General features: G+C 60.3%; 22 protein-coding genes and 3 pseudogenes. 19 read left to right on the plus strand and 6 right to left on the minus strand.

The window, feature by feature from the left end:
• Positions 1 to 4 precede the first annotated feature (4 nt).
• Together ACFHWW_RS18205 and ACFHWW_RS18210 are read right to left on the minus strand one after the other, a co-directional pair.
• Entirely contained in the window at positions 5 to 1,369 is a 1,365-nt protein-coding gene (locus tag ACFHWW_RS18205) for an ATP-binding protein (RefSeq protein ID WP_379939793.1), read from the minus strand.
• The gene (locus ACFHWW_RS18210; protein ID WP_379939863.1) at positions 1,366 to 2,028 is read right to left on the minus strand and encodes a response regulator; all 663 of its coding nucleotides are present in this window, start codon (positions 2,026 to 2,028) and stop codon (positions 1,366 to 1,368) included. Before ACFHWW_RS18210 ends, ACFHWW_RS18205 begins: the two co-directional genes overlap by 4 nt.
• 106 nt (positions 2,029 to 2,134) lie before the next feature.
• On the opposite strand from ACFHWW_RS18210, the gene dsbD reads away from it, so the two are divergent.
• From dsbD to ACFHWW_RS18275, 13 genes and pseudogenes are all read left to right on the plus strand, one after another.
• Entirely contained in the window at positions 2,135 to 3,979 is a 1,845-nt protein-coding gene (dsbD, locus tag ACFHWW_RS18215; protein WP_379939795.1) for a protein-disulfide reductase DsbD, read from the plus strand.
• Positions 3,976 to 4,791, plus strand: coding sequence for a prolipoprotein diacylglyceryl transferase family protein (locus ACFHWW_RS18220; protein WP_379939797.1), 816 nt, complete (start codon positions 3,976 to 3,978; stop codon positions 4,789 to 4,791). Before dsbD ends, ACFHWW_RS18220 begins: the two co-directional genes overlap by 4 nt.
• Positions 4,788 to 5,483 carry a L,D-transpeptidase gene (locus ACFHWW_RS18225; protein WP_379939799.1) on the plus strand — a complete coding sequence of 232 codons (696 nt, stop codon included), beginning with the start codon at positions 4,788 to 4,790 and terminating at the stop codon, positions 5,481 to 5,483. The genes ACFHWW_RS18220 and ACFHWW_RS18225 overlap by 4 nt, the downstream gene beginning before the upstream one ends.
• The gene (locus tag ACFHWW_RS18230) at positions 5,484 to 6,095 is read left to right on the plus strand and encodes a DsbA family protein (protein WP_379939801.1); all 612 of its coding nucleotides are present in this window, start codon (positions 5,484 to 5,486) and stop codon (positions 6,093 to 6,095) included.
• Between the two features lie 105 nt (positions 6,096 to 6,200).
• The gene (locus ACFHWW_RS18235) at positions 6,201 to 6,959 is read left to right on the plus strand and encodes a L,D-transpeptidase (RefSeq protein WP_379939803.1); all 759 of its coding nucleotides are present in this window, start codon (positions 6,201 to 6,203) and stop codon (positions 6,957 to 6,959) included.
• A gap of 435 nt (positions 6,960 to 7,394) precedes the next feature.
• Positions 7,395 to 7,582 (plus strand): annotated as a pseudogene (locus ACFHWW_RS18240) (CorA family divalent cation transporter); the annotation flags it as partial.
• Between the two features lie 184 nt (positions 7,583 to 7,766).
• Entirely contained in the window at positions 7,767 to 8,912 is a 1,146-nt protein-coding gene (locus ACFHWW_RS18245; RefSeq protein ID WP_409349351.1) for an alpha/beta hydrolase family esterase, read from the plus strand.
• Between the two features lie 812 nt (positions 8,913 to 9,724).
• On the plus strand, positions 9,725 to 10,102 hold the full coding sequence (locus ACFHWW_RS18250) for a TerC family protein (RefSeq protein WP_379939807.1): 378 nt from the start codon (positions 9,725 to 9,727) through the stop codon (positions 10,100 to 10,102).
• A gap of 327 nt (positions 10,103 to 10,429) precedes the next feature.
• A complete protein-coding gene (locus ACFHWW_RS18255) occupies positions 10,430 to 10,891 on the plus strand; it encodes a dual specificity protein phosphatase family protein (RefSeq protein WP_379939809.1) in 462 nt (153 codons plus the stop codon).
• Positions 10,892 to 11,075: 184 nt separating this feature from the next.
• Positions 11,076 to 11,393, plus strand: a complete 318-nt coding sequence (locus tag ACFHWW_RS18260; protein ID WP_379939811.1) for a DUF1476 domain-containing protein — start codon at positions 11,076 to 11,078, stop codon at positions 11,391 to 11,393.
• A 77-nt stretch (positions 11,394 to 11,470) separates the two neighbouring features.
• The gene (locus tag ACFHWW_RS18265) at positions 11,471 to 11,776 is read left to right on the plus strand and encodes a hypothetical protein (RefSeq protein ID WP_102763017.1); all 306 of its coding nucleotides are present in this window, start codon (positions 11,471 to 11,473) and stop codon (positions 11,774 to 11,776) included.
• Between the two features lie 154 nt (positions 11,777 to 11,930).
• Positions 11,931 to 12,347 (plus strand): NUDIX domain-containing protein, encoded by a 417-nt coding sequence (locus ACFHWW_RS18270; RefSeq protein ID WP_379939865.1) that lies wholly within the window; start codon positions 11,931 to 11,933, stop codon positions 12,345 to 12,347.
• Between the two features lie 101 nt (positions 12,348 to 12,448).
• On the plus strand, positions 12,449 to 12,940 hold the full coding sequence (locus ACFHWW_RS18275; protein WP_379939813.1) for an NUDIX hydrolase: 492 nt from the start codon (positions 12,449 to 12,451) through the stop codon (positions 12,938 to 12,940).
• Positions 12,941 to 13,042: 102 nt separating this feature from the next.
• Here ACFHWW_RS18275 and ACFHWW_RS18280 read toward each other — a convergent pair whose 3' ends face one another.
• A complete protein-coding gene (locus tag ACFHWW_RS18280) occupies positions 13,043 to 14,047 on the minus strand; it encodes an alpha/beta hydrolase (protein ID WP_379939815.1) in 1,005 nt (334 codons plus the stop codon).
• Positions 14,048 to 14,152: 105 nt separating this feature from the next.
• Here ACFHWW_RS18280 and ACFHWW_RS18285 point away from each other — a divergent pair, with 105 nt between their 5' ends.
• The 3 genes from ACFHWW_RS18285 (at position 14,153) to ACFHWW_RS18295 (ending at position 17,739) form a co-directional block, all read left to right on the plus strand.
• On the plus strand, positions 14,153 to 15,073 hold the full coding sequence (locus tag ACFHWW_RS18285) for a LysR family transcriptional regulator (RefSeq protein WP_379939817.1): 921 nt from the start codon (positions 14,153 to 14,155) through the stop codon (positions 15,071 to 15,073).
• Positions 15,074 to 15,516: 443 nt separating this feature from the next.
• Positions 15,517 to 17,046, plus strand: a complete 1,530-nt coding sequence (locus ACFHWW_RS18290; RefSeq protein WP_379939819.1) for a hypothetical protein — start codon at positions 15,517 to 15,519, stop codon at positions 17,044 to 17,046.
• A 228-nt stretch (positions 17,047 to 17,274) separates the two neighbouring features.
• Entirely contained in the window at positions 17,275 to 17,739 is a 465-nt protein-coding gene (locus ACFHWW_RS18295; RefSeq protein WP_379939821.1) for an Imm26 family immunity protein, read from the plus strand.
• Between the two features lie 469 nt (positions 17,740 to 18,208).
• On the opposite strand, the gene ACFHWW_RS18300 is transcribed toward ACFHWW_RS18295, so the two are convergent.
• A complete protein-coding gene (locus tag ACFHWW_RS18300) occupies positions 18,209 to 19,426 on the minus strand; it encodes an MFS transporter (RefSeq protein WP_379939823.1) in 1,218 nt (405 codons plus the stop codon).
• A complete protein-coding gene (gene wrbA / locus ACFHWW_RS18305; protein ID WP_379939825.1) occupies positions 19,423 to 20,061 on the minus strand; it encodes an NAD(P)H:quinone oxidoreductase in 639 nt (212 codons plus the stop codon). The genes ACFHWW_RS18300 and wrbA overlap by 4 nt, the downstream gene beginning before the upstream one ends.
• 155 nt (positions 20,062 to 20,216) lie before the next feature.
• Between wrbA and ACFHWW_RS18310 the strand changes: the two genes are divergently transcribed.
• From ACFHWW_RS18310 to ACFHWW_RS18320, 3 genes and pseudogenes are all read left to right on the plus strand, one after another.
• Entirely contained in the window at positions 20,217 to 21,206 is a 990-nt protein-coding gene (locus ACFHWW_RS18310) for a LysR family transcriptional regulator (RefSeq protein ID WP_379939827.1), read from the plus strand.
• A 45-nt stretch (positions 21,207 to 21,251) separates the two neighbouring features.
• A pseudogene (locus ACFHWW_RS18315) lies at positions 21,252 to 21,425 on the plus strand (transposase domain-containing protein); the annotation flags it as partial.
• A 4-nt stretch (positions 21,426 to 21,429) separates the two neighbouring features.
• A pseudogene (locus tag ACFHWW_RS18320) lies at positions 21,430 to 21,515 on the plus strand (HicA protein); the annotation flags it as partial.
• Positions 21,516 to 21,627: 112 nt separating this feature from the next.
• Here ACFHWW_RS18320 and arsH read toward each other — a convergent pair.
• Positions 21,628 to 22,383 carry an arsenical resistance protein ArsH gene (gene arsH, locus ACFHWW_RS18325; RefSeq protein ID WP_379939829.1) on the minus strand — a complete coding sequence of 252 codons (756 nt, stop codon included), beginning with the start codon at positions 22,381 to 22,383 and terminating at the stop codon, positions 21,628 to 21,630.
• Between the last annotated feature and the right edge of the window lie 128 nt (positions 22,384 to 22,511).

Genomic DNA, 22,511 nt, shown 5'->3' on the forward strand with positions numbered 1-22,511 from the left:
TCTCTCAAAGCGGGAATGACGCTCTCGCAACAAACCAGCGAGCACCTCTCTCGAAGGTCAGGCTTCCGCCCAGACGATCGAGCGCCATCTGGACGATCGACAATCCGAGGCCACTTCCATGACCCTGTGCCTTCGATCCTCGAAAGAAGCGTTCCGTGACGCGCTTCTCGTCCTCCTGCGCGATCCCTGGGCCCTGGTCCAGGATATCAACGCAGACTTCGTCATTCCTCGCGAGGACGCGACACCTGACTTCGCCGCCCTTTGGCGAATGCTGAATGGCATTTTCAATCAGATTGCGGATAGCCAGACGAACAAGGATCCTGTCGCCCCGGATGACGGTGGGTTGAGCCTGGTCTGAAAGTTCGATCGCCACGTGGACGTCGTTCGCTGCGAGCTGGCTTTCCAGCTCCGATGCCACTTCCCCGACAAGAACTGCGATATCTACCTCGTCATCGCTCGCAACGTCTTGCGATGCATCGACGGCGGCAAGATCGATAAGCTGCCTGACCATCCGGCTGGTTCGGTCGACGCTGGTGGAGATGCGGGAGAGAGCTTCGCGCTTGATGGCTGGATCGTCGGTTCGAAGGGCGATCTGCGCCTGGGTCTTGAGACCTGCAAGCGGTGTCTTCAATTCATGCGCGGCATAGGCTGTGAAGCTCCGTTCGCGGTCTCGTGCTTCGGCCACGCGCCCGAACAGGCTGTTCAGCGCTCGAATGACCGGCCGCACCTCCCGCGGGACGGAGCCAGCATCCACGGGATGAAGCTCCGATGCAGAGCGGCCAGCAAGTCCTTCAGCAATGCGTGTCAGCGGCGCAAGACCACGACCTACGCTCAACCAGATCAACGCTGCCAGCACGGGGAGAATGACGATGCCGGGAAGAAGGAGTCCCTTGATGACGTCGCCGATCAGGCGGTCTCGGATTTCAAGACTGTCGCCGACCAGCACGCGCACGCCAAGCGCCGGATTGACGACGGCGTAGACGCGCCACCTTTCTCCGTCGATCTCGGTTTCCTCGAAGCCGTCCGTGTGGCTCGCGAGCGAGGTCGCAGGCGCGCTTTCCGAACGACTGACGAGGCTGCCCTGCAGCGACCAGATCTGGCATGAGAGCTGCCGACTGTAGCTGCCGCCGGCTTCCTTGAATGGCGAAGGGGGAGTATCGGCAGTTGCCGCATTGGCTGCCGCAGAGGGATCGATCTGGTGATCCGTGATCAGCGAACTCACCATGCGCGCTGCTTCCATCAGGCGCGCGTCAAGTACGCGCTCGACTTCGGCTTGCGTGCTCGCATAGATCCAGGCGGCGGCGAAGAGCCACACCGCGCCGGTCGTGGCAATGAGGATCGCAAACAGCCTGATCCGTATGGAGTTCATTGCGCCGCCCTCAATCGATAGCCTGCACCGCGCACGGTCTCGATGAAGTTCGCGCCGAGCTTAGAGCGCAGCTTGTGGACGTGAACCTCAACCGTATTGCTCTCGATCTCCTCTTGCCATCCATACAGCTTCTCCTCGAGATTCGACCGGGACAGGATGATCCCCGGCGTCTCCATCAGCGCCTGCAGGATGACGAACTCCCGCCGCGAGAGGGAGATCGCCGTGCCGGCACGCGATGCGGACATTCGCGCCGGGTCGAGGCTCACGTCCTTCCATTCGAGAAGTCCTGTGGCTCTGCCGTGTCCACGGCGGACGATGGCGCGCAGCCGCGCAGCGACCTCGTCGAGATCGAAAGGCTTCCCGAGATAGTCGTCGGCTCCCAAGTCCAGCCCTGCTATGCGGTCGGCAACCTCGTCCTTCGCGGTCAGGAGGAGAACAGGGGTGCGGTCGCCGGATCGACGCATCCTCGCAAGTACATCGAGACCAGTTCCGTCCGGGAGCATGAGGTCGAGGATGACCGCGTCGAAACGGTCGGCCTTAATGGCCGCGTCGGCATCGACCACCGATACCACGGCGTCAACCGTGAAGCCGCACATCTGTAGCCCGACCTTCAGGCCATCCAACAGGATCTCGTCATCTTCCACGACCAGCAGGCGCATCACATCCTCGTCTAGGTTCACTCCCTCCCTGTACCCGCCACCTTAAGGCTGCCTTAAGGTTGGGAGGAGAGACCGCCGCTCCATATCAGGCAACCGGAGCGGATCCTTGCGTTTCTTCCTCTCGTTCTCAAGTTTCATCGTGACCTTGGCGGCGTCGGCGATAGCCTTTGCCATCGAACCGCCGCTACCAATGGATCAGGCCTTCCGCATGGAGGCCCGCCGCGACGGTGCTGACATCGCCATAAGATGGCAACTCGAAGACGGATACTATCTCTATTGGGAGTATCTGAGCGCGACGGGTGCGGACGACAAGCCTGTCGCGATCGCAACTCCGCCGGGCGTCATCAAGGATGACCCCGGATATGGAAGCACCGAGGTCTACTACGGGACAACCACGGCCACGGTCGCCGGACCGGTCAACGGTCCCTTGAAGGTAACCTACCAGGGCTGCCAGGATGGGGGTCTCTGCTATCCTCCGACGACGGTCGAAGTCGATCCTGCGGCGCTTGCGTTCATCAGTACTACCGATTTGCCTGCTCCGCAGCCTGCGCTTCAATCGCAGGCAGCTTTCCCTCTGGTCTCCAAAGCTGCGCCGGAACCTGCCGACACGGCTCCTATCCGCATCTCGGACCAGTCTTCCAACGGAGTGGTCGGTTCTCTGCTCGATCGCGGTGGCGTGCTGTTGCTGGTCGCCGGCTTCCTGGGGCTCGGCATCCTGCTGGCCTTCACGCCATGCGTGTTTCCCATGTACCCGATCCTCGCAGCGACCCTGTCGAGGGAGGGCGAGAGCCTGTCGGCCGGACGTGGATTTGCGTTGTCGTCAACCTACGTCGTCTCCTTGGCGGCGGCCTTCAGTCTCTTCGGTGTCGTCGCCGCCTGGTGGGGCCAGAACTTTCAGATCGCGCTGCAGTCTCCCGCTGCTACACTCGTCGTTGCCGCCATCTTTACAGCTCTGGCGTTCTCAAGTTTCGGGCTGTTCGAACTCCAGCTTCCCTCCTTTCTCAGGAATCGACTTGCCTCACGCCGCGGTTCTGGAGGCTCATTGGCGTCGTCGGCAGCACTCGGGTTTTCATCTGCTCTGGTGATCGGGCCTTGCGTCACGGCCCCGCTCGCTGGCGCGCTTCTCTACATCGCGCAGACCGGAGACGTCGTCCTCGGAGCGACGGCCCTGTTCGCGCTCGGCGTGGGCAAGGGTATACCACTGATCCTGATGGGGACTTTCGGATCGGGCCTGCTCCCACGTGCGGGACAATGGATGGAGCGGTTCCGGCAGGTCTTCGGCTTCCTCTTCCTTGGCACTGCGGTCTGGCTCGTGGACCGTCTGCTGCCTTCCGGAACTGGTCTTCTGCTGTGGTCTATCCTGGCGATTACCTTCGCTGTCTTCATCGGAGCCTTTGATCAGATGAGGCCCGAAGCCGGAGGGGCTGCGCGACTAGCCAAATCCGCGGGAATGCTGGCCGCCCTCTACGGCATCATGCTGGGGATTGGCGGCCTCTCGGGCACAACCGATCCTCTGAAGCCTCTCGCTACCATCGCTGCCGCACGCTCCGGAGACGCGACAGCTACGAAAGCGATCGACAAGGACGCGTTCCAGTCCGCTGCCTCCTCATCCGAACTGTCCTCGCTGCTGGCAGCCGACGCGGGAGACACCCCCTCGCTTGTCTACTTCACGGCCGACTGGTGCGTCACCTGCCGGGTGATCGAGCGATCCGTTTTTCCGGACCCGACCGTGGCAAACGCCCTGAACGGCATCCGCCTGATCTCGGTGGATCTCAGTGAGATCAATGAGGCTAACCAGTCGCTGATGAAGGAGCTTCAGGTCGTTGGGCCGCCAACAATGCTGTTCCTCGACGGCAACAACGATGAGATTGCCGACAGCAGGCTGGTGGGCGAGATCAGTGCGGACACCGTTAAGACCTCTGCATCAGTGGCCAAGAGCGCCCTTCGATGAACGCCGTCTCCTTCGGTCCCTTCGCGTTCGACGCCGAGCGCTTCGCTGCCATCGTAGGCATGGTCGTGTTTCTCGCTGCAGCGTCCGTTCTTGCCCACCGGGTCGACGACAGGCTCGGACGCTGGTCGTCTTGGACGGCTCTGGTCGGACTGGCGGCGGCGCGCCTCGGACATGTTCTGCAGCATCCCGGCAGCTTCGCGACAGAGCCGTGGCGTATCCTTGCGGTGTGGCAGGGCGGCTTTTCCTGGAGCGGTGGTGCCGCAGGCGTCACAGTGATGCTGGTCGTGCTGTTCCTGAGAAGCCGAAAGCTCGCCGGATGGGCGATGGCAAGCGTGGTGGCGGGGATTGTTGCCACAGCGGCCACCTTTGCATTGACCTATTCCGGCACCAAGGTTCCGCCTGTCACATCCGTCTTCCATTCCCTCACTGGTGCCGAAACCAGGATTGGTAGCAACGGTCGTCCTACGGTTCTGAACCTATGGGCGACTTGGTGCCCCCCTTGTCGCCGCGAACTGCCGATGATGGCGGAACTCGCTGCCAGTACGGCCGATGTCGACTTTGTCTTCGCAAACCAGGGAGAGCCTTCGACAAAGATCGCTGAATACCTCCGGAGCGCGAACCTTAACCTGCCGCAGGCGGTGCTCGATCCGCAGCTTCTGCTTAGTCGCCACTATTCGGCAGTCGGCCTGCCCGCGACACTCTTTCTAGCAGCCGATGGCACGCTTGCCGGCTCTCACCTCGGTGAGATCTCTCGCGAGGTTCTCGCGCAGAAGATCCAGGAACTCACATCTGAAGAAGGAATTTCCGAATGACACCTTCCCGAGCGGCCGCTCTGTGGCGACCGTCGACCGCCTCGCTTTTCGTCATGGGGTTGTCGGCCTGCGCGCAGACCGCCGCGGAGCCCGCAAAGGTCGAAGCCCCGAAAGCGGACCCGTCGTTGGCCAGCATGTATGCGCCGATCAAGGATGGAGACGAAACCATCCCCGGCGTCGACGTCACCAAGATGGATCCGAAGAATGTCCGCCAGGTTGTGGACTACAAGACCGGCTATCCGGCAGGCACTATCGTGGTCGATCCCCACTCCCGTTTTCTTTACCTCGTCATGGAGGGTGGCAAGGCGATGCGCTACGGCGTCGGCGTCGCCAAGGCCGGCATGGAATTCGAGGGCGAGGCCGATATCGCCCGTAAGGCGCAGTGGCCGGGCTGGGTGCCCACCCAGAACATGATCAAGCGCAATCCGGAGCGCTACGGCCCTTTAGCATCGGGCCTGGAGGGGGGCATCAAGAACCCTCTGGGAGCACGTGCCCTGTACCTCTACCAGGGCGGCAAGGACACGCTCTATCGAATCCACGGGACCAATGAACCCTGGAGCATCGGCAAGTCGGTCTCGTCCGGCTGCATCCGGCTCCTAAACCACGACATCATCGACCTGCATCGCCGCGTGCCGAAGGGCTCGAAGGTCGTCGTGCTCGGACCTGAAGAACCGCGAAAAGGAGAAGTATGAATGATTACCCGCAGAAACCTGCTCGCCGTCACCGCAGGCACTGCCGCAGTGGCTGCCGTCCTCCCGCGCCTGGCGTTCGGCCAGGAGATCACCGAAAAGACCGTCTTCCATGATCCGGACGCACCAGTTCTCGGCAATCCCAAAGGGGACGTCACGGTCGTCGAATTCTTCGATTACCAGTGCCCCTACTGTAAGAAGATCCATCCCATACTCGAGAAGGTCGTTCGCGAGGACGGCAATGTCCGGCTGGTGCTGAAGGACTGGCCCGTCTTCGGCGGTGCCTCGATCTTTGCTGCCCAGGCAGTCCTCGGAGCCGCGCAGATCGGCAAGTACGAGCCTGCAATGGAGGCGCTGATGAAGACCACGGGAAAACTGACTGAAGAAGCCGTGGAGAAGGCGCTCACGAGCACCGGCCTCACGATGAAGGAAATTGCTGCCGCCGTGAACAAGCACAGCACCAAGATCTCGGGGCTGCTCGACCGCAACTACAGCCAGGCGCTCGCCTTCAACTTTGCAGGTACGCCTTCCTTCCTCATCGGCCGGACCACGTTCGCAGGTGTGCTGGATGAGAAGGGGCTGAAGAAGGCGATCGCAGAGGCCCGCGCGGCCTGAGCGGGTGGGCTCCAAGGCGCACTGGCCTCCGCCATTCGTCACTTAAGGCTGCCTTAAGGTGGGCAGGCTTGGAAGCAGCCCGCGAGATTAACAGAGAGTACCGACATGGCCTATGACAGTCAGACTGAAGAGAGAACGAGCAGCTCAAACGGACGGTGGGTTGGTGCAGGCCTGCCAAGGCGCTCCTTCATCCTTGGTGTAGGGGCGATCGCCGTCTCTGGCTGTGTATCGACCGAACCGCCACCCGTCGTGACGATCGCCGAACCTCCGCCTGCGCCTACCCCGGTGGTGCCGCCGATGTACTATGCAATGCCCAATGAGAGGTTTCCGATCCCGGAGGTCGACATCAGCCAGCTACCGCCGCAGTTCTGGCGAACCGAGGTGGATTACCCGGCGAACGAGAAGCCAGGCACCCTCGTGGTCGATACGCCCGGCAAATATCTCTACCACATCAAACCAGACGGCCGCGCCATGCGCTATGGGATCGGCGTTGGACGTGAAGGATTTGCCTGGGCTGGGGAGGCCATCATGGCTTATAGGCGGGAATGGCCGCGCTGGACGCCGCCTGATTCAATGGTTGCGCGGCAGCCAGAGCTGGAGCCCTACAGCATCGCAAATGGAGGAATGGATCCCGGACTCAAAAACCCGCTTGGTGCGCGGGCGCTCTACATCCATGAAAACGGGAAAGACACCCTCTATCGAATACACGGCACGCCTGAGGCCTTCAGCATTGGGAAGGCCGTTTCCTCAGGTTGCATCCGGCTCATCAACCAGGACGTGATTCACCTTCACGACGAGGTAAGAGATGGCAGCCGCATCGTGGTCATTCCCGACCCGGCGATGAGCCATCTGCTCGTCGGTTGAACTTCAGGTTGGCCCGCGGGTGGCATCACCAGCGGGTCAACCTGTGATCCTGGGGCAGGAATGGCCGCGTTCGGCTCGCTTTAGAAATTGCCGCAACGCAGCCGTATGCGCTGGACTGCAATGTCCGCTGTTGGCGCATAGGTGCCGTTGGGCGCTAGTGACCTGACGTCGTTCCCTTAGACGATCAGAAGTCGGCATCATATCCCGTCCTCGGATCGAGAATGTCGACCGTCTGGCCGAGGCGATCGCGGCAGTTCTGCCGTAGGGAATACCGGGCCACCACGCCGGGACTGTCGTTTGACGCAATCGGAGTTCACCGGATGCGTGGGGGCGGCGATAGCGTGTGTGAGCTGTCAGAATTGAATGCCAGCGTCTGAGCGGTTGCTGACTTAGTAATGCGTACGGACCATCTGCTCCGTCGGCAATGCCGACATGATCATCGGGATCTTCTCCGTGGCGGCGGTCGTATTTCTCCCGCCGACGCTCGTCGCCCCGATTACGGCGTGAACTTTGATGTGATGCCGGAACTCCAATGGCAGATCGGCTATCCGTTCGCGATCGGCTTGATGGTTCTTTCGGCCGTTATGCCGTTCCTGTATTTCAAGAGGCGCGGGTGGCTCTGAAGAAGCCGGGGATGGGCGTCGGTCGACTGGCCTTAGATGCGAGGAGATAATCCGCGGGGCCCATGGCATCCCTGCCCCTGTTTTGTCGGCGGGCTCTGCTGTTCCATTGGAATTTGCACCGCCTGTAAGGCCTCAGAAAAATGTGCACGCGAATTAACCTGAGACTCCCATCTGCGACGCAGCAATCGTCCCCACATCAACAGTTCAGGCCCAATTGGCGGCCGAGGAGACGGCATTGCTCAACAAGCCCCCACAAAATCACCGCTTGGTCGAAATCGCCGGATTTGGCTCAAACCCCGGAACATTGAAGGCGTGGCTGTTTCTGCCGTCGATCATGGCCCCCGACGCCCCGCTTGTGGTTGCGCTGCATGGCTGCACACAGACGGCAGAGGGCTATGCAACTGGATCCGGCTGGTCTCAACTCGCAGAGCGACGCGGATTTGCGGTGCTCTACCCCGAGCAGCAGCGATCGAACAATGCCAACCTCTGCTTCAACTGGTTCGAGCCAGGCGACATCAGGCGGGATGCGGGAGAAGCATTGTCCATCCGGCAGATGGTCGGCCATCTCGTCCAGTCGCAAGGCATCGATCCCAAGCGCATCTTTGTCACAGGCCTCTCGGCAGGCGGCGCAATGGCGAACGTCATGCTGTCAACCTATCCCGACATATTTGCGGGCGGCGCAATCATCAGCGGGCTGCCTTATGGTGTGGCAGGCACGGTCGCTGAGGCGTTCGAGCATATGCAAGGCCGCACTCCGCCGACTGTCTCCAGGCTTCAGTCCGTACTCAAGAGCGCATCGAACCACAAGGGGCTCTGGCCTTCGATTTCGATCTGGCACGGGACGCATGACCAGACGGTCCGACCCGGGAACGCGGACCAGATCGTCAAGCAATGGTCAGACGTTCACGGCCTCGCCACGGAGCCAACGCGGAGCGAGTTGATACACGGCCATACCCGCAAAGTTTGGCTCGACGCGAAAGGCAAGCAGGTCGTCGAGGCCTACTCCGTCAAAGGCATGGCCCACGGCGTTCCTCTGGCGACGAGCAGCGATGTACCGATCGGGAGAGCCGGTCCGCACATGCTTGAGACTGGGATTTCCTCGACCGTGCGTATCGCCCATTCATGGGGTCTGGCCACGGTGGCAGATGTAGAGGAGGCTGAGGCAGCCGGCAGTCTCGTCCGCCGAGAAGAACCCAATTCGGCGTCATCCGCGATAGAGAAGGCATTGCGCTACGCAAGGTCGCGATCGAACGCCGCTGGGACCGCTTCGGACGGCGGGATGGCCAAGGTCATAAACGATGCGCTTCGGGCCGCGGGTCTGATGCGGTAAGAAGATAGCCGCAAGCATGATGGACTTGTTGCGAACACAATCTGCCCCTATATGTTGCCCATCGGCCTTGCTGGTGAGCGTCTGAGGATGTTCCCGGGGCCGCAAGTCGCTTGAGACTTTTGACCACGGATGTACTGGCACTGGAATTGAAGCGACGTGAGGAAGGTCGGGTTTGCCCGGCCTTTTTTGTTGCCTGGCGAGCAGGCACAACGTCACTTCCGAACTGCGGATCCGCGGCAGGAGGAAATCGGTATTGCGGGAATTCGGCTGCCCAAAAGCGGTGACGTCCGGCGTTGTTCGTCATGTCCGCGACATGATGCGTGACGACTCTTCCAGGCCCAAAATATTCAAGGATCCCGCGGTATCAGCCATTTGAACCATCCGCCCCGCCGGCAGCGCCAATATCGGTCGGTCTTCAAGCACTCGGTAAAGCTGACGTCCAAAGAGCTGTGCCTCCATTCCGAGCGAGGTTCTTGTGCCCGCCATTAGGTGAGTGCAAACTGTCTTCCACCCACCGGTTTCGGGAGATCAGATGATGACCTACAAAACACCCTTCTCCTTGTGGTTGGTGTCAACCAGTTCGAAGGTGATCTTCGGGCAGCTGCGGATCTTTGCTCTGCGCACAATGTGCACCTCACAGTTATGCCCGCGGCAATGGCAACGCTGCCTCCGATCAGAGACTTTGCGGCTGTTTCATGGGATTACGACAGGACCAGTCACGTAGAGGAACTCGGCCAGGCGATCGAGCGAGCTCGGGAAACGCTTAACAACACCGGCATCTCTTTCGATGTCCTCGGAAAACCGCCGATATCGTGTTCGCCGTCGATTCTGTCCCGGCAATCTTTGCGGTCACCCGTGATCCCTTCATCGTCTACACCTCCAACGTATTCGCCATCCTGGGCTTGCGTTCCATGTACTTCATGCTCGCCGCAGCGGCGGCGCATTTCAAATACCTGAAGTACGGCCTCTCACTCGTGCTCGTTTTGATCGGAGCAAAGATCATCTGGAATTTTGGCCTCTCGAAAGAACTCGGCTGGGTGCCTTACCTCGCGCCACAGTGGGCATTGCTTGTGACCCTGCTCGTGATCGGGGGGGCCATCGCCTATTCCGTGCTCCGAACCCGCAGTTCTCGTATGACGCACAGGGGGTGGAGCGCCGGGCTGCCGGTGCTGCTTACTGTAAGCATGTAACCCCAGACGGTGGAGGGCGCTGGCAAGCCGAGTTCCACAGGCTTGTCAGTATTTTACAGGTCCCAGGAGATACTGCTCCCCCAATCATGGATCCGACGGCAATCACGGATGATAAGAGGCCGACCGGAACTCGCCGTTACGGCGGCTGCAAACGCGCCTGGCGCTCCAGGCGGAAAGCCAGGTGTGCTGACTTCGCCCACTTTCGTGCGCAACAACAGGGTTGAATATGAACAGATTCCTGAAGGCAGTCGCGGGCTCGGCCGGCACAACCGCGCTTATCTTGGCGCCTATCGGGGTGCTCTCCAACTCACCGGCAATTTCCACGAGGTGCTGCCGGCGGAGGTCTACCGATCGGCACAGCCTTCTGCCGCGGACGTCGCGAGCTATGCACGGCAATACGGCATCAAATCCATCGTGAATCTCCGGGGCGAGAGCAGCGAAGACTGGTACCTGCGGGAGGTCGAAGCCGCCAGCCGAGGCGGCATCGCTCATTTTGATTTCCGATTGTCGGCTTCGAAACGGGTGTCGCCGCGGCAGGCGCGGCAGCTGATCGCGTTGCTGCAAACCGCACCCAAGCCGATACTCATCCATTGCCAAGCCGGCGCTGATAGAACGGGGTTGGCCGCGATGCTCTACCTTCAGCAGATCGCTGGCATTGATGAAGAGATCGCGGAGCGGCAGCTGTCGGTCCGCTACGGTCACATCGGCCTTCCTTACATTTCCGCAGCCTTTGCCATGGATGAAAGCTGGGAAATCTTCGAAGAAGTCCTCTTCGGTCTGACGAGTTGAGTGCCCTGGGTCGCGCCCACTTCGCAGTCGCCCCGCAAGACTTGCCGCGAGCTTGCCTCCACCGGCTGACACGATCAGGACTTGCGAGTGTCGTCCAACCACGCCATGCTCAGTTCCGACGAGCTCCGTGATCCGGTGGATATCGGGCACGTCGAAAATTTTACCGGAACCGGGAGGTTAAGCCGTGAGCATAAGAGATCGCCAGGAAGGCTTCGAAAAAAAGTTCGCGATGGACGAGGAAACCAAGTTCAAGGCCATGGCCCGGCGCAACAAATTGTTCGGCCTGTGGGCCGCCGAAAAGCTCGGCAAAACGGGCACGGATGCCGACACCTATGCCAAGGAGGTGGTGCAGGCAGACTTCGAAGAGGTAGGAGACAATGATGTGTTCCGCAAGGTGCGCACCGATTTCGATCTGGCCGGCGTAGTCCTCTCAGATACTCAGATTCGCAGCGTCATGGATGAACTGCTCGCGGCTGCAGTCGAGCAAATCAAGAACAACTGAGCAACGCTTGACCCGACAAATTCCCCCGGGGCACGAACAGCAGCGCCGTTCCTGCAGCGAGGCAGGAGGAGAAAATAATGGCCGAACCAAACCCCTGGCGACACATGGCAAGCGCGCCGAAAGACGGCAGTCGGATTCTGGTCACGATCCGCCCGTCCGAGCAGGGGGCGGCAGAAGTTGACCTCGTATATTGGTCGAATGGCGATCAGTTCGGTGCAGATGGCTGGCGCGCCTCTGATTCCTCGCCCGGCCGCATCATCGAATACGCCGAGCCGGAATTGAAGTGTTGGATGCCGATGCCCTCGGCCAATCTCGATCGCACCTCGATGCCCTCACCCTGGGAAGGCGAAGACGAGAGAGAGCTCGACGGATCAGGGATCTAAGGATTAGCGCTGCCATGTTGCGGAGACTATACGCAGGGTTGGCGAAATCCGGTTGAGCTACCCACTCTTAGGGAAAGCAAGGGTGGGCCTCTTGTCCGCTCACGGCGCGAAGCTGCCGTTGACAACTCTCGCGTCTCGCGTCCATTTCTGCCGGATGATCAACGTTCAAAAATCGTGCCCTATCGTGATCAGAGCCACCAAGCATGGGCTCGAGGTTCTTGCCTTCCGGCATCCGTCAGCGGGGAACCAGTTCGTGAAAGGCACGATTCAGCAGGGCGAGCACCCTCGGGATGCGGCCAAGCGTGAACTCCTTGAAGAGAGTGGTTTGGACTGCCCGATCGAAATGAGTTTTTTGGGAGCGCTACATGTAGGACCGGAACAGATACTCTGGCACTTCTTCACTTGGGGCTCGACAGGACTCCCCGACCAGTGGAAACACGCTGCAGAGGACGATGGCGGCCACACGTTCGCATTCTTCTGGCATCCAATCAGGGTGCCGCTTGATGAAGAATGGCACCCTGTTTTCCACGAAGCCTTCCAGTTCTTCGCCAGTCGTCTGGCTGCCCTGTGACCTTTGCGGCAGTTCGCGCCCATGACGCCTGTCGGCCCGTAGCAGACATCTCTTTGCATCTGCGATAGCAGATCGGATTGGAAACTGTGAAAGGTTCTAAGATGAACGACAGAACGATGATCGTTTTGAATAATGGCCCATCGCAATTTCAGGTCAGGGCGGCAGCTCTTATCTGGGCTGAAGGTCGTATTTTGATCGACCGCTCCGTCGCCGATTCATTCTGGGCGCTTCCTGGCGGTAGAGTCGAGTTTCACGAGGCCTCAGCCGAAACTCTGTCGCGAGAAGTCGAGGAGGAGCTTGGGACCATCTCAGTGGTGGGCCCTATGCGGCTATTGATCGAGAACTTTTTTGAGCTGAGCGGTAGGAAGGCCCATGAGCTGGGCTTCTACTACGACGTGCAGTTGCACTCACCGCCCCCGTTCGTTCAGGATGCCATTGTCGATCGCAGCCGTGACGGAGACACCGAGTTGGAATTCCGTTGGGCCTTACCGGAACAGCTACCTCGCTTCGACCTGAAGCCAACTGCCTTGATTCCCCTGATTGCGAAATTGCCACCGGCATTTGCCCACATTGTTCATCGGGACAGTAGCTGACCCTAAAAAACAGCATCTTGCCATGTCCGCTGTTGGCGCTGAGCGGCGGACGCCTATCGGCCCCAAAGTCGTCATCGGTTTCCTCGTCGTGCTGGGCGACCGTCAACCCAGCTTGCTGTGGAAGTGCGCAGCAACGCTATCTGCCGCCTGCCGCACCGTCTCCGCCTGGTCGTAGAAGTCGAAGTGTTTGCCTTCCGCCCAGAATAGGTCCTTCGGGCCGCCGAGTAGGTCATGAACCTTACGCGCCTGCTCAGGAAAAGCCGCGCCATCCGAGTGCACCACAAGCGTCGGTACCTTGACGTGCCGAGCCTGCGATAGGGGATCGAAAGCGAGCCACTGCTCCCAACCCATCACTGCGAACTCGTTCCGCCAGGCACGGACGCCGCCTCCGCGCGACAGGTCCATGTAGTATTCACTTGGGCTAGCGCTCACTGCAGCCTTTTCGTTTGGCATATAGGCGAAGACAGTCTCAATCACCCCGGTCTCGTCGTAAAGCATCCGCGCCTGTCGACCCACCGCGATCCTGGCATCAATACCCTCCTGTCCTCCGAACATCTTCAGCACCATTTGCGGGTCAGAGAAGAAGCCCGCAACGGTCGCCAACGCGCCCACATTGGTGTCTCTTGCCGCTGCGTAGAGGGCTGTGCCTCCGCTGGTGCAGACTCCGAGAATGCCAGCTCCGGAGACATCGCTCCGCTTCTTCAGGAAGCGGAGCGCGGCCGATAGGTCCTCGGCTTTGGAGGCCTGGTCCTCGAACTGACGCATAGCGCCGCTGCTCTCGCCGTAGTTCCGGTAGTCGATCGCGAGCGCCACAATCCCACGTCGAGCAAGCTCACCAGCATAGTTGCCGCCCATTTGCTCCTTGACGGACGTCAGAGACCCACCAACTGCGACCGCTGGATAGCGGCGCGACGGATCGTGCCCCTCTGGAAGATAGAGATTGGCTACGACGAAGCCGTCTCCGCTCTCGAAGCTTACCTTCTGCGGTTTAGGATGCGTCTTCTCGGTAAGTGTCTGCGTCATGACGATGTTTCCTGTACTGAGGAGAATGGCGCTTGCCGCAAAGCCGAGGCCAAGGTTCCGACGGGTGATCGAAGCAACAGGCATTCGTAGGCGCTCCTTCTCGCAATCATTGGAAGATTAAGAAGTGGAGGCCTGCTTGATAATCTGCCAGAATCTCAATGGAGTTATAAAGAGGATTTGATAATGCGGATGGACGCGCTCGATGGGATCATCGTCTTCACTCGCGTCGCAGAGCGACGCAGCTTCACCGCTGCTGCGCTGGAATTTGGCGTCACGCCTGCCTCAATTAGTTGGACTATCAAGCAACTGGAGGCGCGTGTGGGTGCGCCGCTTCTGGCCCGCACCACACGGTCCGTTGGTCTCACCGAAGCCGGACGGTTATTCCTGGAGCAAGTTGCGACCGGAATAACATATGTAGAGGCCGCGTTCGAAGCGGCCCAGAGCCTCAGCGCCAAGCCAAAAGGTCTACTACGCCTGAGCGTCCCTTTCGTGGCACGGACGCTGATCGAACCTATGCTCAAGGGATTTGCTGACACCTATCCGGACATCGAACTCGAACTGATCTTCGAAGATCGATTTGTTGATATCGTCGGAGAGGGATACGACGCGGGGATTAGGGTCGGCGAAATGATTGCGGAGGATATGGTGGCTGTGCGGCTTACTCAAGCGTCTCCAAGAATGGTCGTGGGATCACCTTCGTACTTCGCTCAGCGCGGCAAGCCCCAGCGCCCGGAGGAGCTTGGGTATCACGACTGCATCAACATCCGACTTGCAGGAGGCGCGGTTTACCGATGGGATTTTGTGGAGTCCACCAGCGAGAGTGGTGCGCGGCCTTTCTCCATGGCTGTTAAAGGACCCGTCATCGTAAATGAACCTGGAGCTTCTCTTGCTGCTGCACAGGCGGGCATTGGCCTGGCCTACAACATCGGTGCTGTTGTCGAACCTCTCATACGCCAGGGACGGCTCGAAGCGTGCCTTGAAGACTTCATGCCTTCCAGCCCCGGCTTTTTCATCTACTTCCCTAGCCGCAAGCAGATGCTACCTAAGCTCCGCGCATTCGTGGATTATTGGCAGCGATCCACCCGCTTCAATAAAGACTTTCGCCCGTAAATGCCTCCATCGCGTGGGCAGGAGCGCTAACTGTCGTGAACGACCGCTGCTGGCGCAATGCAACCCCTTGCAAGCTCGATTCTACGACTGACAAGAGCGTAGTAACGGCAACACCAAAGCAATCCGCATCATGACTGCTCACCAGGATCGTTTGTTCATTAGCAAGCTCCAATGTGGTCAGACAGAATATCGGTCGGGCTCCAAGCGCTGGAAACTCGGCTTGTCCACGGCATAGCTTGGGGAGAGCGCGATCACACACTTGCAAAGGCGATAGACGGTAATCAAAGTTCCAGTAATGTTCGATGTCTGCTGTGGTGATTTCCGTGAACCAAGAAGAAAGAGATGAGGAGCTCCGGTGGAGACTGGAGCTTCTGCGCACGAAGTTCGAAGAAGGGAAAATCCACGTCGCGCAAGAGGTCGCTGAGGGCTTGGAAAAAAGCCTGATGGCCGTCCGATACAGTGCCGACGGAAAGATCAATCTTGGAACGGTCGATGGACGCGTCCGCGCTATGGCCCTAGCGGTAGCCGGAATGCACAACCGGGAGCGCGAAAAAGACGCCGCTTCGCTCTCCACCATCACCGAAGCCTATTTCGAATTCGTCGAGCGTAATCTCGGTTTCTTCGTAAAGTCCGCGAAGGAGATGGGGGCGAATGCAAACGAGTTCGCCCATATCGTGTCGCGACACCCCCTGAGCGTCGAACAATACAGCCCTCAGATCCCCAAATTCCTGGAGGGTCTGGAGGAATTCTGGGGTGCCGTGACGGACGCGTCGCACTACCACATCCAGGACATGCAATCGACGAAGGCAGTCTACGGCGGTGACCTGTTTCCGTCCTACGATCGGAACATCGCCAGCAGCGCGGGCCTCTACATCGACACGATAGTCCTGTCAGATCCGTTCTGGCACTCGAGGCACATCTTCCAAATGTCGCCGCCCGAGACGCAGGTCTACTACTTGGTCAAGCATGCCGTGAACGTCATGGGCTATCGGGATCTGGCCACGGCCAAGCTCGACAATCCGATCGTCGTGGTGACGCCGTTCCGGTCGTCTGTCGATGAATCCGAGATCGAGTTCCTGAAGGGTATATCAGAACGCGACGGCGTGGCGCACGCGCATCGCCTGTTCGGCCGGGAGTTCGAGAACATCGATGACCTCTTCGCGTTCTGCAACGAACTGGACACGCCGGAGAAGGCCGCGGCCCACATTGCGGACCGGGATCGGTTCCTGTTCGATACAGATTGGACAGGAAGTACGGAGGAGCAGATAGCGCGCGCCTTCGAGCGCGACGGACACCTTCTGCCGCCGGGGTCCGGGCCTGGCCAGGTTCTCGCCTCACAGTGCGTGGGACGGATGATGCAGGCGACCGACATTCTGCTGAAGAGCCGTTACCTCGGCGGCACTCCACTGATGGACGCGCCGACCTCTTGGAGATACTTCAACTGGAAGCTTGAATACAATTCGTCGATCACCCCGGACAACACCCATCTCCACATGGTGAAAGGCCTGCAGCGCGCGGCCGAGACGGACATGGAATGGCTCGGAAATATCCCTCCCGCCGCGCTCATCGAGATGCGTCAGCAGGGCGCGTTCCACGAGATCCGAGACGTCCTGTCGGCCGGTGTCAGCGAGATCGCCGAGGCGAAGCCAGACGCTTTCTTCCGATCAAGCGACAAGATCGTCGAGAATATTCAGGAGGCCTTCGACCAGCACCAGCGGAACGTGAAGGAACTACGGAACAAGGGATTCAAGTTTGCGGGGCATGATCTCGGATCCTGGATATCCGTAGGAGCGGTTGAGATAGCGGCCATCGCAACCGGGACGCCGTTCTTCGGGGCGGCGGCATTCGCGGCCAACCAGATCTTGGATGTGCCGAAACTGAAAGAACTCCCGGAACGATTTCGGGAGCTGAAGAACGCTCACAAGGAGCTCAAGAAGTCGCCGATGGGCCTTTTGTTTGCCCACAAGGATTGAAGTTCAGCAAGCGGAGCATGGAGGGAAAGCTCCTCCAAGTATTTTATGCTACAGCGGCAGCTTTTGGGTATCATCGCCATGCTCTACCTCCGGCTTGGGGGTGATGAAGAACCCACTCGACTTGCCAGGGTAATGACTGCAATTGGCGCTTCTGAGTTATGACGCCTGTCGGCCCTTTGCGGACTTCTCGGGACCCGCTAAACGTACTGCTGGAACAGCGAGGGCGCGATGGTTAGAGGTAGAAAGCAGAATCGAGGCGACATCGTTAGCATCGATATCGGAAACGGAAAGCAATTTCACGCAGTCGCCCTAACACATCCGCTCTTCGCCTTTCTCGACGGTGTTTTCGAACGTGAAGAACCAGTTCAAGACGTGCGAGATCGAGCGGTTCTCTTTAAGCTATGGGTGATGGACAGTGCTGCGAAGTCCGGGCGATGGCCCATCGTCGGAAAGGTTGACCTACCCACAGTGTCCGCCTTGGACGGCGCGGTGTTTTTCAAGCAAGATCGGATTTCAGGCAAATTAGCAGCGTATGATGCCATCGCGAATGCCGAGTCCCCGCTCAGCTTTGAAGAGGCAGTCCGCCTAGAATGCGCTGCTGTTTGGAGCCCCGAGCATGTCGAAGACAGACTTCGAGATCATCTGGACGGCGTCTCGAATAAGTGGTGGGCATCAATGCGGCCCCGAAAATAGCAACGATCTACCTTGTCGGAACATCTGGTGTTGGCGCTTCAGCGACATGGCGGCAGTCGGCGCACACGTGCCGTTGGACAGCTAGTGACCTGAGGTCGTTCCCTAGACGATCAGAAGTCGGTATCATGCCCCGTCCGGACGTCGACTCCTAACCCTCGCCTTGAAGTGCGGGCGGCAATGCCGCCGATGAACAGGGCCCCGGCCGCGCCGTGTCCGGGAGCCTCAATATGTAGCCGCTAATGTCGTGCCTCAACCGCCCCTTTCGGAAAACTCCCGATTTCGGCATCAAGTGCGCCACCTGTGCCGCTGACGCCGACACCTGAAGGGACCGGGTTGGGCTCCAAGTCGACCTTCGCCCAGGTAACTGGGCGAAGGTCACCACCTCAGCCAGCGGCCTGGATGCAGTCCGGCGGATTGGTAGCAAGCTGAGGCGGTCCAGCGGTGGTAGCGTCAAGGACCTGCAGCTGTTTTAGTGAGGCGCATCATCGCGGCCGATTCCAGCTGATTGTCTGCCGTTGAAGGTGAGCGCCAGCAGCGCTGCCGCGATGGCGATCGCTGCGACAAGGGCGGAAACCATTGGCCAGCCGAATGCGCCGGCAATGCCGGCGGCGGTGGCTGGGCCGATGATCAGACCAAGGTTATTGCCCTGCATGGCGAAGCCAATAGTCACCCCCACGAGTTCTGGGCGTGGAGCTTTGCGCGGCGCGCTATCAAAGATCACGACGGGAATCAGCCCGCCGACCAAGGAGAAGACGACGCAGAGCGCATAGGCAGCAACGGCCCAGAGGACTTGGCTGAAGACACCGACCCCGCAAAGGGCCATGGTGCAGAAGCTGAAGAGCAGCAGTTGTGCCGCCGGGAAGCCGCGGGCGAGCAACTGCCCACACACGAGATTACCAACGCCGCCCGCCGCTATTGCCAGCGCGCTCAGCATGCTTGCCGCCTCGTTGCTGATGCCAAGGCGCTGAGAAAGGAGCGACGGCAGAAAGCCGAATACGGCGAAGTAGGCGGCTGAGAACGCCGCAAACAACCCTCCCAGTACCCAAGGCCCCTTCGAAACAAGTGCCTCGCCGATATCCTGACGGATATTCCGGTGTGGTCGAGAATGAGTGTCCGGCAGACGCAAGCTCCAACCGAGAAGCAACGCAAACCCGACGAGGATTGCAGCGTTCAAGAGCCAGAAACCACGCCAGGTTAGGAGGCTCAGCAGAGGCGCGGCCAGCATGATCACCATAATGCCGATCGGCATGAAGGTTGCCCAGAGAGCCATGGCCCTGTCGCGGATATGAGTTGGTGCTGCTGCGGTGATCAGGGCGGGTGCCGCAACGACTACGCAGAGGAAGCCTAGGCCTTCGACAACCCTTGTCGCGAGCAGCGGGACGGCGCTCGCCGATACTGCTCCGAGCGCGGCACCCGCCGCCTGCAGAAGAAGGCCGGCGACGGCCATTCGTTTGGCGCCGATGCGGTCGACAGCCAGTCCGATCGGTGCACCGACCAAAGCGCCAGTAACGGCGAAGATCGAGATGAGCCACGATGCCGTGGCGAGGCTGAGTGCCAGGTCCGCCTGCACAGCCGCAAGCGCCATCGGGGCCTTGCCGACCTGGAAGGCGGACACCACGCCCGCGCCTACGACAAGGACGATCCTGGGCCAGGCTGATCCGACCGCTGCGAACGGGGTGATGTTCAACGGACCAGCTCCGGCAGGCGCTGTCTGTGACCCAGCGTGATGGCAGCCGCGACCTCGGCCACATGTCTGCCCTGAAACCGGGCACCCTCCAGTTCGTTGGCGCTGGGGCCTCTGTCGCCGTGGTTTTCGTCCTCTGCCAGCGTGGAAGCGCCGTAGGGCGAACCGCCGGTGATCTCGTCCATGCGCATCTGGCCTTTGAAGCTGTACGGCAAACCCACGATAACCATGCCGAGATGCAGCATGACGATGTGCGTCGACAGGATCGTCGACTCCTGCCCGCCGTGCTGGCTACCCGTCGAGGTGAAGACGCTGCCCACTTTACCGACGAGCTTGTCCTCGCCCCAAAGGCCGCCGGTCTGGTCGAGAAAATTCTTCATCTGGCTTGCCATGTTGCCGTAGCGGGTTGGCGTGCCGATGATGATGGCATCGTAATCGGCAAGCTCGGCGACGGTCGCAACAGGGGCGTCCTGGTCCAGCCGGTACCCTGACCTCCTGGCAACCGCCTCCGGCACGAGCTCCGGTACACGCTTGAGCGCCACGGTGGCGCCCGCCTGTCCGGCGCCTTCCGCGACAGCCTTCGCCATCGCTTCGACGTGGCCGTAGGAGGAATAGTAGAGCACGAGCACCTTGGTCATCTTTCCTGATCCTTGCTTTGCACTGGGTGACACGAACGCGGGGGCGTTGCCGCGGTGCCGGTAAGCGCTGGTTGTTTTCTCAACCAATAGATGACATGGGAAATCGATCAGGATAATTGAGAAAGGATCGTTCAAGTCGATCGATGGAATAGATCATGTTAGATGCTCTTACGCTCGACCAAATGCGTATCTTCGTCGCCATCGCGGAGACGGGCAGTTTCCGCGCGGCCGCTGCGCGCCTTTCCCGCGTCCAGTCGGCGGTAAGCCACGCTATAGCGAATCTGGAGGCGGAGCTCGGGCTCAGTCTCTTCGACCGCTCCGGACATCGCCCCGTGCTGACGCCAGAGGGCCGTTCGTTGCTCAGTGACGCACGCGCGATCCTCCTAAAGGCGGATACGATGCGGGCGCGGGCGCGGGGCCTTGGTGAAGGGGTGGAACTTGGCTTGACAATCGCGCTCGATCCACAGTTTCCGCTCTGGCTCGCTGGTGCGGCGCTGAGGGAACTGCATGAGGCTTATCCCTCCGTTGCGGTGCGGGTGCTTACTGCATCGCTCGGAGAAGCGGTGCATGCGCTCAGGGAACGTCGTTGCGTGTTGGCGATCAGTGGCATCGACATTCCTGATCCACGTATCCAGCGACGGGCACTCGCATTTGTCACGCGCGCGGCAGTCGTCTCACCGAACCACCCGCTTGGGCTTCGGGCTGCGGCAGGTGATCCGATCACGGCAGCGGACTTGGCCGATCACGTGCAGATCGTCGCAGAAGACCCCTCTCCACTTACGCAGGGCCGTGACTTCAATGTCCTCTCCCCGGGAACCTGGCGGGTCGGTGACAACATGACGAAGCATGCGCTGATCCGCGCCGGCATCGGCTGGGGAAACCTGCCGCTCTGGCTGACGGAGCGAGACCTGGCGGAAGGTCGGCTCGTGCGGGTACCCGCCGCTGAATTCGGCCCGCAAGGCGAAACGCAGACACCCGCCTTCCTGATGCACAGCACCGATGAGCATCTCGGTCCCGCGGCACGTGCATTTTGCGACGCGCTGTTGCGGATGTCCGACCTGCAACAGGGTGATGCTGCAGGTCTTGGCGATCAGGCTGGCTGCTGCAGGACAAGCGCGGCCTGTCTTTTCTCGTCGGGCGAGTGATCGCAGCAAGCATTGGCATCGCTCGAAGTGAAGCCGGCAGCGGCGGATACAGCCTCAGCCTGCGCCGTGATCTACAGTCTGATGCTGACCTGCCGCGCCCGTGACATCGAGCCACTAGCCTGGCTACGCTACGCCCCGACAGAGCTACCCCAGCGCGCTGTCGATACAGGCCTTGACGATCTGTTGCCGTTCAACTTCCTTAAGACGTCCAACACGTAACTCTGAGGGGAACGGTTCGCGCGTTGCGTTTGAAAAAGACGGCATCATTGCGAGCTTCATCGACCTCATCCGGACAAGGAGATTGTCTAAGCGTCACTGCGCACCGAAGAAGCCGCCTCACCGTTCGATCGCCTCCTTCGGCGATTGAATGCTCAAGCGTGCAGATCTTTGGATCGATGGCCGCTTTGAACGGTCTCGGCCTTTAGGCCGCACCCTTTTGCGGGGCGATCGCGATGGCGGAGAGGTCGGTCTCCGGGTTAACCGGCGTTTTCGCTTCCTTGCGCTCTGAATAGCGGTCGACCAATTGAGCCGAGTGCGGCCGCAGGAGGATCGTAAAGCGGACGAGTTCCTCCATGACATCGACGATGCGGTTGTAGTAACTGGAAGGCTTCATGCGCCCGTTCGCATCGAATTCCTGGAACGCCTTGGCGACGCTCGACTGGTTCGGGATGGTGTACATGCGCATCCAACGTCCAAGAATACGCAGCGTGTTGACCGCGTTGAAGCTTTGCGACCCACCCGACACCTGCATGACAGCGAGGGTACGGCCTTGCGTCGGACGGATGCCGCCCATGTTCAGCGGCAGGTGGTCGATCTGCGCCTTCATGAGTCCGGTGATCTGGCCATGGCGCTCTGGCGAGCACCAGACCATTCCTTCGGACCAAATCGCATGCTCACGGAGCGCCTTTACGGCCGGGTGATCGTCGCCCTTGACCTGATCGGGCAGCGGCAGGTCCGAAGGGTCGAATATGCGGGTCTCTGCGCCAAAAAACTCGAGAATTCGCGCCGCCTCCTCTACCGAGAACCGGGAGTAAGAGTGCTCGCGCAGCGATCCATAGAGGAGCAGGATGCGGGGCTTGTGGTCCATCGGGCCGAGGCCTTCCGCCGGATTGCGATGCGCGTAGGCAGGGTCGAGAGCCGGCAGGTGGTCGATGTCGGGAACGGTGCGCAATCTCATTTTTCAGGGTCTCCTATGCTTCAGACAGCCGCGGGAGCCGTTTCGGCGAAGTAGCGGCGGCCGAGCCACAGCGCGAGCTGCACCAGCAGTATCAGCACGGGCACCTCCACGAGCGGTCCGATGACCGC

The organism is Sinorhizobium sp. P24N7 (assembly GCF_042436655.1).
Classification (GTDB): Bacteria; Pseudomonadota; Alphaproteobacteria; order Rhizobiales; family Rhizobiaceae; genus Sinorhizobium; species Sinorhizobium meliloti_A.

What these genes read in the sequence shown, in the direction of transcription:
- ACFHWW_RS18205 (WP_379939793.1), bottom strand. Translation starts at nt 1,369, where the DNA reads ATGAACTCCATACGGATCAGGCTGTTTGCGATCCTCATTGCCACGACC.
- ACFHWW_RS18210 (WP_379939863.1), bottom strand. Translation starts at nt 2,028, where the DNA reads ATGCGCCTGCTGGTCGTGGAAGATGACGAGATCCTGTTGGATGGCCTG.
- ACFHWW_RS18220 (WP_379939797.1), top strand. Translation starts at nt 3,976, where the DNA reads ATGAACGCCGTCTCCTTCGGTCCCTTCGCGTTCGACGCCGAGCGCTTC.
- ACFHWW_RS18225 (WP_379939799.1), top strand. Translation starts at nt 4,788, where the DNA reads ATGACACCTTCCCGAGCGGCCGCTCTGTGGCGACCGTCGACCGCCTCG.
- ACFHWW_RS18230 (WP_379939801.1), top strand. Translation starts at nt 5,484, where the DNA reads ATGATTACCCGCAGAAACCTGCTCGCCGTCACCGCAGGCACTGCCGCA.
- ACFHWW_RS18235 (WP_379939803.1), top strand. Translation starts at nt 6,201, where the DNA reads ATGGCCTATGACAGTCAGACTGAAGAGAGAACGAGCAGCTCAAACGGA.
- ACFHWW_RS18265 (WP_102763017.1), top strand. Translation starts at nt 11,471, where the DNA reads ATGGCCGAACCAAACCCCTGGCGACACATGGCAAGCGCGCCGAAAGAC.
- ACFHWW_RS18270 (WP_379939865.1), top strand. Translation starts at nt 11,931, where the DNA reads ATGATCAACGTTCAAAAATCGTGCCCTATCGTGATCAGAGCCACCAAG.
- ACFHWW_RS18275 (WP_379939813.1), top strand. Translation starts at nt 12,449, where the DNA reads ATGAACGACAGAACGATGATCGTTTTGAATAATGGCCCATCGCAATTT.
- ACFHWW_RS18280 (WP_379939815.1), bottom strand. Translation starts at nt 14,047, where the DNA reads ATGCCTGTTGCTTCGATCACCCGTCGGAACCTTGGCCTCGGCTTTGCG.
- ACFHWW_RS18285 (WP_379939817.1), top strand. Translation starts at nt 14,153, where the DNA reads ATGGACGCGCTCGATGGGATCATCGTCTTCACTCGCGTCGCAGAGCGA.
- ACFHWW_RS18290 (WP_379939819.1), top strand. Translation starts at nt 15,517, where the DNA reads ATGGCCGTCCGATACAGTGCCGACGGAAAGATCAATCTTGGAACGGTC.
- ACFHWW_RS18295 (WP_379939821.1), top strand. Translation starts at nt 17,275, where the DNA reads ATGGTTAGAGGTAGAAAGCAGAATCGAGGCGACATCGTTAGCATCGAT.
- wrbA (WP_379939825.1), bottom strand. Translation starts at nt 20,061, where the DNA reads ATGACCAAGGTGCTCGTGCTCTACTATTCCTCCTACGGCCACGTCGAA.
- ACFHWW_RS18310 (WP_379939827.1), top strand. Translation starts at nt 20,217, where the DNA reads ATGTTAGATGCTCTTACGCTCGACCAAATGCGTATCTTCGTCGCCATC.
- arsH (WP_379939829.1), bottom strand. Translation starts at nt 22,383, where the DNA reads ATGAGATTGCGCACCGTTCCCGACATCGACCACCTGCCGGCTCTCGAC.